The sequence below is a fragment of the Symbiopectobacterium sp. genome, assembly GCF_047692315.1.
Classification (GTDB): domain Bacteria; phylum Pseudomonadota; class Gammaproteobacteria; order Enterobacterales; family Enterobacteriaceae; genus Symbiopectobacterium.
The window spans coordinates 167968-179869 of sequence record NZ_JBLLJS010000020.1; the positions used below are offsets into that span (position 1 = coordinate 167968).

Annotated in this window: 10 protein-coding genes, 1 tRNA gene and 5 pseudogenes; 9 read left to right on the forward strand and 7 right to left on the reverse strand. The window is 49.3% G+C overall.

Annotated features, from left to right (window positions below):
• Positions 1-111 precede the first annotated feature (111 nt).
• From dgcN to ACMZI0_RS10235, 3 genes and pseudogenes are all read left to right on the forward strand, one after another.
• Positions 112-1113: an N-acetyltransferase DgcN gene (gene dgcN / locus ACMZI0_RS10225; RefSeq protein ID WP_415672857.1), complete on the forward strand. Its 1002-nt coding sequence runs from the start codon at positions 112-114 to the stop codon at positions 1111-1113.
• A pseudogene (gene dgcA / locus ACMZI0_RS10230) lies at positions 1110-2070 on the forward strand (N-acetyl-D-Glu racemase DgcA). The gene dgcN and the pseudogene dgcA overlap by 4 nt, the downstream one beginning before the upstream one ends.
• Positions 2071-2138: 68 nt before the next feature.
• A complete protein-coding gene (locus ACMZI0_RS10235) occupies positions 2139-2999 on the forward strand; it encodes a D-amino-acid transaminase (protein WP_415672858.1) in 861 nt (286 codons plus the stop codon).
• A gap of 72 nt (positions 3000-3071) precedes the next feature.
• Here the strand turns inward: ACMZI0_RS10235 and ACMZI0_RS10240 are convergent, their stop codons facing one another.
• Positions 3072-5480 carry a DUF3772 domain-containing protein gene (locus ACMZI0_RS10240; RefSeq protein WP_415672859.1) on the reverse strand — a complete coding sequence of 803 codons (2409 nt, stop codon included), beginning with the start codon at positions 5478-5480 and terminating at the stop codon, positions 3072-3074.
• Between the two features lie 274 nt (positions 5481-5754).
• Here ACMZI0_RS10240 and ACMZI0_RS10245 point away from each other — a divergent pair.
• Positions 5755-5831, forward strand: a tRNA-Arg gene (locus tag ACMZI0_RS10245).
• A 56-nt stretch (positions 5832-5887) separates the two neighbouring features.
• On the opposite strand, the gene ACMZI0_RS10250 is transcribed toward ACMZI0_RS10245, so the two are convergent.
• On the reverse strand, positions 5888-6082 hold the full coding sequence (locus ACMZI0_RS10250; protein WP_415672969.1) for a helix-turn-helix transcriptional regulator: 195 nt from the start codon (positions 6080-6082) through the stop codon (positions 5888-5890).
• Positions 6083-6539: 457 nt separating this feature from the next.
• Between ACMZI0_RS10250 and ACMZI0_RS10255 the strand changes: the two are divergent.
• Positions 6540-6955, forward strand: a pseudogene (locus ACMZI0_RS10255) (DUF1543 domain-containing protein).
• A gap of 72 nt (positions 6956-7027) precedes the next feature.
• On the opposite strand, the pseudogene ACMZI0_RS10260 reads toward ACMZI0_RS10255, so the two are convergent.
• A pseudogene (locus ACMZI0_RS10260) lies at positions 7028-7623 on the reverse strand (recombinase family protein).
• 242 nt (positions 7624-7865) lie between these two features.
• On the opposite strand from ACMZI0_RS10260, the gene ACMZI0_RS10265 reads away from it, so the two are divergent.
• Positions 7866-8402: a hypothetical protein gene (locus ACMZI0_RS10265; RefSeq protein ID WP_415672860.1), complete on the forward strand. Its 537-nt coding sequence runs from the start codon at positions 7866-7868 to the stop codon at positions 8400-8402.
• A 113-nt stretch (positions 8403-8515) separates the two neighbouring features.
• Positions 8516-8731 carry a tail fiber assembly protein gene (locus ACMZI0_RS10270; protein ID WP_415672970.1) on the forward strand — a complete coding sequence of 72 codons (216 nt, stop codon included), beginning with the start codon at positions 8516-8518 and terminating at the stop codon, positions 8729-8731.
• Between the two features lie 55 nt (positions 8732-8786).
• On the opposite strand, the gene ACMZI0_RS10275 is transcribed toward ACMZI0_RS10270, so the two are convergent.
• The 4 genes and pseudogenes from ACMZI0_RS10275 to ACMZI0_RS10290 form a co-directional block, all read right to left on the reverse strand.
• Entirely contained in the window at positions 8787-9266 is a 480-nt protein-coding gene (locus tag ACMZI0_RS10275; RefSeq protein WP_415672861.1) for a phage baseplate protein, read from the reverse strand.
• Between the two features lie 244 nt (positions 9267-9510).
• Positions 9511-9718, reverse strand: a pseudogene (locus tag ACMZI0_RS10280) (phage tail protein); the annotation flags it as partial.
• Positions 9705-10295 carry a YmfQ family protein gene (locus ACMZI0_RS10285; protein WP_415672862.1) on the reverse strand — a complete coding sequence of 197 codons (591 nt, stop codon included), beginning with the start codon at positions 10293-10295 and terminating at the stop codon, positions 9705-9707. The gene ACMZI0_RS10285 and the pseudogene ACMZI0_RS10280, both read right to left, overlap by 14 nt.
• Before the next feature lie 5 nt (positions 10296-10300).
• Positions 10301-11278, reverse strand: coding sequence for a baseplate J/gp47 family protein (locus ACMZI0_RS10290; protein WP_415672863.1), 978 nt, complete (start codon positions 11276-11278; stop codon positions 10301-10303).
• A gap of 224 nt (positions 11279-11502) precedes the next feature.
• On the opposite strand from ACMZI0_RS10290, the pseudogene ACMZI0_RS10295 reads away from it, so the two are divergent.
• A pseudogene (locus ACMZI0_RS10295) lies at positions 11503-11610 on the forward strand (antitoxin); the annotation flags it as partial.
• A 47-nt stretch (positions 11611-11657) separates the two neighbouring features.
• Positions 11658-11894 (forward strand): type II toxin-antitoxin system RelE family toxin, encoded by a 237-nt coding sequence (locus tag ACMZI0_RS10300; protein ID WP_415672971.1) that lies wholly within the window; start codon positions 11658-11660, stop codon positions 11892-11894.
• Positions 11895-11902: the final 8 nt, after the last annotated feature.

Here is an 11902-nt window from a genome sequence, read left to right on the forward strand (position 1 = left end):
AAAAGCCTGTGAATATCATCAAAGGTAATCGGCTGTTATCAAGATAACAATCATTGACGCGCCTGATAGCGATTTATCATTTATTACGTCAAAATTTAATGAGGAAAAATAATGGATATCAAAAAGCCCTATTTGCTTTTCCTTGGTGATGCGCACGATCAGTTAGCCGCCAAGGTCGCTATCGGCATCAAGCAGTGGCACCCAGAATATTGTGTGGGTCAATATCGTATGGCGGACTGCCATGCGGATTGCGGACTGCCCGATCTGGACATCGCGGCAGCACGCGCCGCCGGGGCACAAACGTTGGTGATTGGTGTGGCCAACCGTGGCGGCATTATCTCTCAACAGTGGATTGCCATTCTGCGTGAAGCGTTGGAAAGCGGTATGGACCTCGCGGCCGGGTTGCACAACAGGCTGGCTGACGTGCCGGAATTGCGTGAACTGGCGGCCAAGCTGGGTCGTTCACTGTTTGATGTGCGCCACCCCACTGAAACCTATCCGGTGGCAAATGGCCGCAAACGCAGCGGCAAACGCCTGCTACCCGTGGGCACGGATTGCTCCTGCGGCAAAATGTACACTGCATTGGCCATCGAAAAAGAGATTCTGGCGCGCAGTGGCAAGGCGACCTTCCGCGCAACCGGCCAGACCGGTATTTTGATCAGCGGCGCGGGCGTCAGTATTGATGCCGTGGTTTCTGACTTTATCGCAGGTGCCGTTGAGGTGTTGGCTCCGGCCAATGATGCGGATCACTGGGACGTGATTGAAGGCCAGGGCTCACTGTTCCATCCTTCGTTTGCGGGCGTGACCACAGGGATTATTCACGGTGCACAACCGGACGCTCTGGTACTGTGCCATGAACCTACACGCAAAACCATGCGCGGCGTTGACTACCCGATTCCCGATCTGGCGGCCTGCATGGCACTCAATCTGTCGATGGCACGGTTGACTAACCCCAATGCACGCTTCGTCGGGATCTCGGTAAATACCTCGGCGCTGGATGAAGATGCAGCCCTCTCCCTGCTGGCAACCATCGAAGCAGAATTCGGCCTGCCAGCGGTCGATCCGGTTCGTCACGGCGTGGGCCGTATTGTTGAGCAACTGGCCAGCCTATGACAGAACTTACGTTATCCCGCGAAAGCTGGCCGCTGCGTGAAGTCTTCACCATTTCACGCGGCAGCAAACGACAGGCCGATGTGGTTGTCGCCGCACTCAGGGCGGGCGATATCACCGGTCACGGCGAGTGCCTACCGTACGCCCGTTATGGTGAATCGGTCGAAAGCGTCTCGGAGCAGATCGCTTCGCTTGAGAGCGACCTGCGCAATGGACTGGACAGGCTCACACTGCAATCCCGCTTGCCTGCGGGAGCGGCACGCAACGCTCTCGACTGCGCCCTGTGGGATTTGGAGTGCAAGCTCTATCGCCAGCGTATCTGGCAGCGGCTTAATTTGCCAACGCCTCACACGCTGGAAACCGCCTATACCCTGTCGTTGGATGCGCCAGGCAGCGGAGAAGCAGGCACACCGCCCCTTGCTGAAGCTGGCCGATCAGCACGATCTGGAGCGCGTTGCCGCCGTGCGCGAGGGTGCACCTTCCGCACGCCTGATAGTGGATGCTAACGAAGGGTGGGATGAAGCGCTTTACACCCGTCTGGTGCCGGAAATGGTCAACCTTGGCGTTACCATGATTGAGCAGCCGATGCCCGCCGGAAAAGATGAAGCGCTGGCATCGCTACCCAGACCCATCCCGATTTGTGCGGATGAATCGTGTCACGATAGTCATTCACTGGCCGTGCTGGTGGGGCGTTACGACATGATTAACATCAAACTGGACAAAACCGGCGGCCTGACCGAAGCGCTGCGTCTGCGTGATGAAGCAGTCAAGCACGGGTTAAAAATTATGGTAGGCTGCATGGTCAGTACGTCGTTGGCGATGGCACCTGCGTTTATCGTGGCGCAGGGGGCTGATGTTGTCGATCTGGATGGTCCGCTGTTGCTGCAACGCGATCGCGATGCCGGGCTGGAATACCAAGGCAGCATCATCAACCCGCCGTCAGCCGCATTGTGGGGCTAGTGCTGATTCGCGCGTGATCTGGCCCCTGATGGGATGCCAGATCATTTACCTTCTTTAGGAGTGTTGTAATGCCACGTATTGTGTATGTTGACGGTCAGTATGTAGAAGAGCAGGACGCCAAGGTTTCCGTTTTTGACCGCGGTTTTTTGTTCGCCGACGCCGTCTATGAAGTAACTGCTGTCATCAATGGGAAGCTGGCTGAATATGACGGCCACATCACGCGCTTGCAGCGTTCCTGCCGTGAACTCGCACTGCAACTGCCAGTATCGATTGATGAACTGAAAAAGATCCATCTGGCGCTGATCGAAAAAAACCAGCTCCACGAAGGGGCCATCTATTTGCAACTTAGCCGCGGCAACGCAGGCGATCGTGATTTTCATTTTCCCGGCGCGGAAGTGAAATCCACGCTGGTGCTGTTTACTCAGGCGCGTTCGGTTATCGATAACCCGAAAGCGGAAACGGGCCTGCACGTGGTAACCTGCCCGGATATTCGCTGGCATCGCCGCGACATCAAGACCGTCAGCCTGCTGGCAGCTTGTCTGGCAAAGGAAATGGCCCATAGCAAAGGCGCTGATGACGCATTTCTGGTGGAAAACGGATTTATCACCGAAGGCAGTTCCTGTAACTGCTATATCGTGCTGGCCGATAACACCGTGGTGACACGCCAACTGAACAATGACATTTTGCACGGCATTACCCGTCAGTCACTTCTTGAACTCGCCGCCAAGGACAATATCGCACTGGAAGAACGTCCGTTTACGCCGGAAGAGGCATACCACGCCAGCGAGATCTTCCTCAGCTCGGCGACCACCTTTGTACTGCCGGTAATTTCACTGGATGGCAAAACCATCGGTACCGGCAAACCCGGCCCCATCGCCAAACGACTGCGTGAAATCTATATTGCGCGGGTAAAAGCACAGGGCGAATAACAGCGTTATTGCGGCTTGCTTCAGGCTACTGCACAAAACGCCCATTGCGGGTTTCCGCGATGGGCGTTTTTGTTATTCCGGCAGCAAGGTATTGTCCGAGGCGTTTTCTAACACCATCTTCTGCGGGGATGCCAACGGAACGCTGGCAGCGCGCAGGCGCTTGATTATCTCAAACAACAAGTCGCTTTTTGCCCCTGCAACCATGCGGGGGCTGGGGACATAGCCGGTCACACTCAGCACCATCCCCGTCGGTGTAAGCTGGCTAAACGTTACCGAAGGCGCGGGCGTTTCTAAAATAGATTCATGATCGCCGTAAGCCCCAAGCAGGATCTCCCGAATAGTTTCAGGATCGGTATCCAACGGGAACGTTAATGCCAGCGTTGCCACCCCCATTGCATTACCCATGGTAATGTTGCGCACATTTTGCGAGATGAACTGTGAATTCGGCACAATCACCGTGGAGCGATCGCCGAGTTGAATTTCCGTAGCGCGCACATTGATGCGCCGGATATCCCCTTCTACGCCACTGATGTTAACCAAATCCCCCACTTTTACCGGTCGTTCCGTCAGCAGAATCAGCCCCGAGATAAAGTTTTTGACAATCTCTTGCAGACCAAAACCGATCCCTACCGACAGCGCGCTGACAATCCATGCCAGCTTGTTCCACTGGATACCTAATGCCGCCAGCGTCAACAGAATGAGCAGGATGTAACCGATATTGGTAAACAGGGTAACCAGTGAGGCGCGAATGCCTTTTTCCAGCGTAGTCTCCGGTAGAAAATCATCTTCTAACCAACGCCGGGATGAGCGCAGAACGTAGATGCCAATCACCAGACAGACGGCGGCGTTCACCAGATTTGCCGGAACAATGCTTAACGACTCCAGCCCTTTTCCGCCCCAAATCTCCACCGATTTCTGCAACAGCTCCAACGGCGTTGTGGTACCAAAAGTACCATTTAATAACGCCACTGCCCCCATCAGGATCAGGAAGACTTTCCCGCACACCGACATCAGAGACGTGGCCTGTGCCAAATGGCGGTCATCAAGATTGAGAGAGCGTTTTATACGACGCCCACTGGCGGTATTGGGTGAAAAAATACTTTCGCTGAGATCCGTCACCAATGTTATCAGCAGATACAGGCAGGAAAGCACCATTCCTATCCAAATCAGCTCATAAATCAAGAAACGCGCCAGTGAGATATAGCCAATTGCCAGCGAAATCAGCACGGCAATAGCCGTCAGCAACGTGGCCAAATGAACCAGCCCTGACAGCGTGGAACGCGCCTCCGGTTGTTCACCGGCTTCTACCATTTGTCGCCGCACCTGATTGCTGCGCAGCGCAATGGCCCCGACCGTTAGCGCCAGTACCAAGGCCGACAACCCGTTACCTACGATAGTGACTGCGACGGAGGTGCCCACGGTGGTGTTGAGCTGCTCGAGCATGCCAAACACAAACATCAGGCTGGCGGCAATAATCGGGAACGGATCCATCGCTTTGGCGACCGGGTTAGCAATGGCAGGCAAGCGCCAGGAAGGACGATGGTTAGAAAGAAACGCCCGCCCCAATCCGGCGATCATGGCGCTAAACACCGCCAACCGCACCAGATTATCCAGAAAATTACCGATGGCGGCAGGCATATCACCGGGTCGCGCCAGCGTATAGTCAATCAGATTTGCGGCAAGCCCGATAGTGGTGACCGAAGAGAGCACCGTCGCTGATGCAAGAAAACTGCGGCGCAAGCGCCCCTCAGGCAGCCAGCGGATCCCGGCACGCGCCAGATATTTCTCCAGCAGCCGCTGGCCCGCCGTGGCTAACGCCACCGCCAGCAACAGATAAAACAGCGTTCCGTAACGCCAGTCCGGTTCCCAGGTTGCAATGAACGTGTCACTGAGCTGTTCCTGAAACTGCGACAGCCGCTTTTCATCTTCGGCCTGAGACGCCAACAACGGGGACCAGAAACGCGCCCCCAGAATGCTTCCCGAATTGAGCACCAACTGGGTTTTTAGCGCATTACGGCGCAGCGTGACGATCTGTGCTGAGAGGTTGATGGCTCCGGTACGAATCGCCTGAATCTGTTCCAGCTGCGCATCCAGCTTGGTTTTTTGCGCATTCAAACTGGCACGTTTGCGTGTCACCTCGCTGGTTTCCGTTATTGCTGCCCCCTGCTCCGGCGCGGGTCCCAGCACATCGACTTGCGCCTGAAGCTGAGCCTGAAGCGGTGCCAACGCCGTTGCCAGATCATTAACGCTGCCAATTAACTGCTGTACCGCGTCGTTCAATTCACCGTATTTGCTGTCACTGGCGGCGTTGGAGACCTGCTGCTTGATGCCATCCAACTGCTTTTGCAGTTTAGCAACTTCGCTGTCTACATTGATTTTTGCGGCGGCAGCCACATCCGCAGGTGTGGTGCTCTCAGCGGCAGTAGCTGGTAGCGGGAGACAGAACAGGGTAAATAATGCGGCAAAATGACGGGCAGCCATGTTTGCACGACTTGCTGAGGCACTCGCATCAAAAGGTTTCGTTGCATCAATGGGACTCTTCTCTTGGCAATTGTTAGACCAGCATGTGCTTAATACACAATAGATTGCCATTATACGCAAGGATGAGGAAGGGGAAGAGAGTTAACAGATATCGCGCAAAACTGTACAGCGATTCACCGGATAACACAATTCCGGGCGCAATGCGTTGACTCATCAAGACGTGTGGGTATAATCCAGCCCACTGTCGTCAAACGATACAGCCGCATCTTGCTATGCGCCCTTAGCTCAGTTGGATAGAGCAACGGCCTTCTAAGCCGTAGGTCATAGGTTCGAATCCTATAGGGCGTACCATTTAAAATCAATTGGTTAGGTGAATTTCCCTCTCAAAATTTAAAATAATAGGTGCTTTAACGGGTGTTGTTAACTCTTTGAGCTTCCACCCATTCTTCATAATCTCTTTCAGGCCAGCCTAGGAATGTACCGCTTCTACTTTTCTGTGGAGCAGGAAAGTCTTTCTTTTTTGCCCACATTCTCCAAAGTGTAGGGTGACTCTTACCGGTTAATTGACACATTTCTTTAAGTCCGATATAATAGTTTATCATTTTTATAAACCTCTTTTTAAGCTGCTTCACTATTCGTCATAACAGTGAGCAGTCGGTGAATCGTAGGGATGGGGTTTGTGATGACGCAATGAAGGAGAGTTAGTCTGTCGTGACCAATGTATTTAACTTGATATACTCATAGCCCTAATCTCTTTTGAGCGGTAGTTCTAGCTATTCAATATGCTGTGCATAATCCGATGTGCTATATTTGAAGCTAAAAAGTGCAATAAATGGTGGGTTACTTTTTTCCGTCAGTGCAAAGGAATTATACTCAACGCACTGTCATGACTTAAATTTGTTGATAAGTAGTCTAAGTAAGTCATCCGCAATACAGGCACACTGCCAAGTGTCATATTAATCAATAAAAATATTTAGATAAGCATACTGATTGGCATGACAGAGTTGCAGAGAATTTTCTAGGTCCACTTATCAGGCATCAATTCAAGGGGAAAGGCAGGTGTATTTGTATATGTTTTACTTAGGTGGCAATGCTGGTAAGGCCAACATTGAAGTTCATGATATCCAGTTTGTAGCAGCCCAAAAACCGAAAGATGCTTGGCCTTCTCTTAGAGAAGCTTGGTTTGGTGATGTGGACAAAGTACACATTGATGGATATTCTCGTATTACTTGGACCGATGGGTATACGGTTATGCTGTCTGATGTGCCAGCCACAGGAAAAAATAAATTGTTTTTTGTGAATGTTGGTGCTTACAAACCTTCAACTCTTGCTGAGCTACACGCTTTTGACCTATTTGTAGCACCCAATGTTCACGAAGCTAAAGCAAAGGCCCTGACGTCATTACTTACCGATGCTCAATATCACATAAAGACAATCTCAAAAAGCTGGATGACTGCCTTCTGCTGGGTAGGTAGATGCATCTTGAAGTACGTTGAGTATAAATGACAAGCTACTTTTATTTCCATCAGTGCAACAAAATTACACTTTTATTTTTCATCAGACGTATTTTCGACCGTTTTAGCGGCACGATTAACTGGAAAATACTTGTAGATGCTAGCCAATGAAACGCCATACAGTAATGCCAGCTGTTTTCTACTATTGCCTGACTCAAGTAATTTTTTAGCCTGCTGTTGCTGTGCAGAAGATAATGAGCAAGGTCTACCGCCGATACGCCCTCTGCTCTGCTTCTTGCGACTGCTAAACCCGCTTTAGTACGTTCAACAATGAGTTCCCGTTCCATTTGTGCTAAAGCGCTCATCACATGAAAGAAAAAACGTCCTGCGGATGAAGAGGTGTCGATAGAATCAGTCAAACTATGAAAGTGAATCCCTTTATCTTCTAGTTCAGAGATTAAGCCGATTAAATGCTTTATGCTGCGCCCCAACCTGTCGAGTTTCCAAACCACCAATGTATCGCCCGCTTTTAAGCAATTTAATGCGCGCTTTAATCCGGGTCTCTGGTCGACTTTTCCGCTGATTCTATCTTCAAAAATCTGCTCACAATTTGCGCAAATCAACGATTTTCGCTGTAAATCGGTGTTTTGGTCATTTTTTGACACCCGCATATAGCCTATTTTTGCCATTTTTGACCTTTTCTACCCCTCTGTAAGCCTTATAATCGCTCGTTATTGTCTAAATTTTAGCTAATTTCTCGATTTTATAAAACCTTGGTTTAACAGAAACGGTAAATTGTGCAAAAAATGCACTGGATAGACGCACTGGCGGAACGGTCAATGGCAACATTATTTCACAGGGTGCCAACATCTCACTGAAGGGGGATAACCGCAAGCATCTGAGTTTTCATAATCAGGATGGTGGAACTCGCATGAGTCTCTACAAAGATAAGGGCGGTGATGGAATACACATCAATAACGGTATTGATGGCGGCGGCGAGTATATTTTCCATAAAGAGGGTAGTTTTCGTGCTCCTGCTTCCGTGTATGCCGGAGCCGCAAGGATGGCCTCTGACGGCAATATCTACGGCAGTATGTGGGGAAATCAGTGGCTGGCCACTTACCTGAGAAATACTTTCCAGCCAAAAGGCAGTTTCACCCCGGCAGGTCAGGCATATACCAAAGCGGAATCCGATGGGCGCTATGTAGGGTCAGGCCAGACTTGGCAGGATATGACCGCGAGCCGCGTTTCGGGAGCAACGTATACCAACTCTACCGGTAGGCTCATTGTGGTGTCAGCCAGGCAGTATTTACCGGACAAACACAGCATAACGGGATATGTTAACGGGAAGAAGATACAGGAATTTTATGTAGTTAATGGGGGAATAACGGCTGCCGTGACGTTAATGGTTCCGGAAGGGGCAACGTATATGATAAGTAATATCGGTAGTATCTGGGAGCTACAATAATGAAATATTATCAGCGTGGTGCTGAGGTTTTTGCCTTTGAATCTGATGGTTCACAGGATAAGTATATTAAGCCAGACATGATTGCCATGACCGAAGAGGAAATTAATCGTCATATGACCCGGAATAAATCCGGTCCCGCGCAAAAGAATGAAGCCGGATGGATGAAGCGGCAGCGGATGGATGAAGCCACCCGAGTGATATACCCGCTACAGGATGCAGCAGACCTCGATATGGCCACGGAGGCAGAAACGGCGCAGCTTGTCGCGTGGAAAACCTACCGCGTGCTGCTTAACCGTGTTGATATCAGCAAAGCGCCGGATATCAACTGACCAGCTCTTCCTTCATAAACCAATCGCCAGAACAACGGCTTCAATTTTCACTGGGTCACGATACTCTGTACCAAGCCATGAGTTTGATAAAACTATTAACAATATTAATCGGAACTCCCCTTCCGGTATTCTTTGTTGTACCAGATACACCGTGACTGTGAGACCCAATGTACGTTATGTGACTATGGTCACCTGAATGACTGGTATTTTCGCTTCTGACCCCATATAAAGCGTGTCCACCTCCATCATCACTAACATCATTATAACGAAAAACAGCGTTGTATTGATGCGAGTGACCACCCGCATTATTGGAACCTTTATGGCCGTAATCAAAGGTATCTGTCCTGGCTGAAAAGTCGTGAGCATGCTCAGGAAGATTATCGACGCTCAGCGAGAGATTGTCTGTGCCACCGGTATTCAGTATATCACTACCGTCTTGTTTACCTAGTCTGATGGTTTTGTTTTCACCAATATATTTCCACGTAGTACCTTTAAACAAGGTATTGGGATTTTTGTGTTGAGCAAACCACGTCACTATTCCTACAGGAAGCATGAATTCCAACAAACCAATGTTTTTAATAAAAAATTCTTGTCCGGGATGCCTGCGCCATTTTCACTTTTGGCTAACTTTTGACTGAGTTGCTGTGTCACCGTTTCGGCAAATTTCGGGTCATTGCCCAATGCTTTTGAGAGCTTGTTTAACGTGTTTAAATCTATTGGCGAGCCATCAATCAGCGCGTTTTTTGCTTTATTCGCTTCTGCCTCAGACAATTTTTTCACCGCCTGATAAAGCTGGTCATGCTGGCTTTTATCTAATCGGATACCTGAACGCTCAACCACAGTACAAACTTCTTCCTGTAGTGCATCATAAATATCACTATTCAATTTTGTTGACGGTGTGCCGGTAGTGGGATCGCCGTTGGTGAACCCGTTTTTCCCCTGACCGAATTTATCTTTTTGTGCGGAGGGGGTATCAATGCGATGCATCATTTTCTCCTTTTATGTAGGCAAAAAGTACTTGGGTATGCGAAGGACATTGGCGTTCAATAACGCATTCCACGGCGTTATCGCCCCACGTCCGAATTGACTCATTGCAAGAACTGGTACAGCTAATCCAGCGTACATTAGCTTCAGCAAGAATATTTACTCGCCAGTAGTAGCGCCACTTGTCCCCCCAAGCCGGATCCAGTGTACTATCAAGATGTTGAAATTGTTCTATTGTTGCTGTTGGATACCCCAATATTTCCAACTGCTTTTTGAAAAAAGCCTCATTAATACCGCCTACTGTATTCACCTTGGCATCAAGCACTTGTTGCCTTTCTTCTAGCGTTTGCGCTCTATTAGCTAGGCATTTATCCGGCAGCCCGCATAATTTTTCGTAGCGGTTAATTAATTCAACCGATTGGGCCGGGTTAATTTCAATCATCAGGCTATCAGCATGTTGATGGGCTTGTGCCAGTGAAGGGGCTAGCCCTTTAATGAGCGGTTCTTCTTCATCCCATGCGGGGCCAGGCGGTAATAACGTTCTCAACAATTGCGTATATTCGTCGTCCAGATTTGTCATGATGCTCACTCCTTATATTTTGCCCACGTTACCTCACCCAATACCGGCACTTCCGTATTGGTCAATTCAATATCTGCCGTTGGCGCAATCAGGCGATGAGCGACTTCACCTGCCGCAAGACTGATGGCTTCAGCGAGTCTTGAGAGAAAAAGCTTGCTATCCGGTTCCCCTTCTCGCTGCAAAAAGGCTTTGATTTCTGCGATGACAGCCGCTCGAATTTCGGATGTGTCCGTCGATAAGGCAAGAGAGAGGAGGACTATTTTTTCTGTTACCGCAAAAACCGTTAAGCCACTTCCGGCAACGGGGGCAAGGAGTAAGATGTGCTCTCTTACTTTGGTTAATATTTCCTGTGTGGGGGCAGGATGGTCTATATCATCACTAGCAACCATGACCCCAACTGTGCCGATACCGTTCTTGTGTCGATGTGTCCATGCTCGGCTTATTCCCAAGACTTCTTTCGCCCAGCGAACATAATCACTATCCGCACCGCCTTGAGGCGTATCGTACCAGCGGGCCATGATGCGTTGTCGCCAGCTATCCAGGTCTTCAATATCCGTTCCCGTCCTGATGCTATCGGCATAGCCTGTCGAAGATAAACCTGAAATAGGCGTAGCAAGTCGTAACGCGATACCATCCTCACAATTGCCCGCCTGACCGCTGCTTTTTGCAACGACTGGGACGTGAAGTACACCATTTTCTGATGTTTTCTGGGTAGTTGTGGTGTAGACTTGCCCATCATCACGGTGTATTTCAGTGTCAGAAGGTATTGATATGCCATTTTGTACACCTTCCCAACGAACAAAGCCGTTCGCTTTGGTCGCCCCCTTGCGTGGACAACGCTTGATATTACCGTGTCGGGTCAACCAGTCTTCATCTGCTAAATCGGGTAAAATATTACGTGCCAGATAATCGATATAGCCGTACAGGGTATGAATTGCGGCGGCCTGTACTCTGGCGTACACCTCAGCATCAAGACGGCGCATGTCGGGCGCGAAAAACCGCTATTTTGCATGAATTACGCTCCACAAATTGTTGATGGTCATTGCTTTTATGTTATGGTCAGGTAAAGTCAGGGTAACAGTTGCCGTTAATCTATCGATGCCTGAGCGCACTACCTCAATATCAACACGAAGCGCCACCCCGTCCTCCGTCATCCACCTTGAGCGCCTGAGCGATATATTCCTTCGCTTTTTGCGCCGTCTGATGAGTTTATGAACGCATGCTAGACGCACTAGATGATCAGGAACTTATAAAATTAGTAAAAGAGCGAGAAAACCAAGATTTTATAGATGTCGATTTGGATAAATATCTATGAGATACAAAGTAAGATTCAAACATGATGCATTTAAAGAGTGAGAGCGACTGGATAAAACCATCCAGCAACAATTTGCTAAAAAACTAAAAAAATGTTGTGAAAATCCTCACATTCCATCGGCAAAACTTTGTGGCCTACCCGATTGTTATAAAATAAAACTCCGCGCATCTAGCTTTCGTCTTGTATATCAAGTAATAAATGACAAGCTAATTATTTCCGTTATCGCTGTTGGAAAGAGGGAACGTAACAATGTATATAAATTATCAAGTGAAAGATTGAGATAATTTATCAT

What these genes read in the sequence shown, in the direction of transcription:
- dgcN (WP_415672857.1), top strand. Translation starts at nt 112, where the DNA reads ATGGATATCAAAAAGCCCTATTTGCTTTTCCTTGGTGATGCGCACGAT.
- ACMZI0_RS10235 (WP_415672858.1), top strand. Translation starts at nt 2,139, where the DNA reads ATGCCACGTATTGTGTATGTTGACGGTCAGTATGTAGAAGAGCAGGAC.
- ACMZI0_RS10240 (WP_415672859.1), bottom strand. Translation starts at nt 5,480, where the DNA reads ATGGCTGCCCGTCATTTTGCCGCATTATTTACCCTGTTCTGTCTCCCG.
- ACMZI0_RS10250 (WP_415672969.1), bottom strand. Translation starts at nt 6,082, where the DNA reads ATGATAAACTATTATATCGGACTTAAAGAAATGTGTCAATTAACCGGT.
- ACMZI0_RS10265 (WP_415672860.1), top strand. Translation starts at nt 7,866, where the DNA reads ATGAGTCTCTACAAAGATAAGGGCGGTGATGGAATACACATCAATAAC.
- ACMZI0_RS10270 (WP_415672970.1), top strand. Translation starts at nt 8,516, where the DNA reads ATGACCCGGAATAAATCCGGTCCCGCGCAAAAGAATGAAGCCGGATGG.
- ACMZI0_RS10285 (WP_415672862.1), bottom strand. Translation starts at nt 10,295, where the DNA reads ATGACAAATCTGGACGACGAATATACGCAATTGTTGAGAACGTTATTA.
- ACMZI0_RS10290 (WP_415672863.1), bottom strand. Translation starts at nt 11,278, where the DNA reads ATGCGCCGTCTTGATGCTGAGGTGTACGCCAGAGTACAGGCCGCCGCA.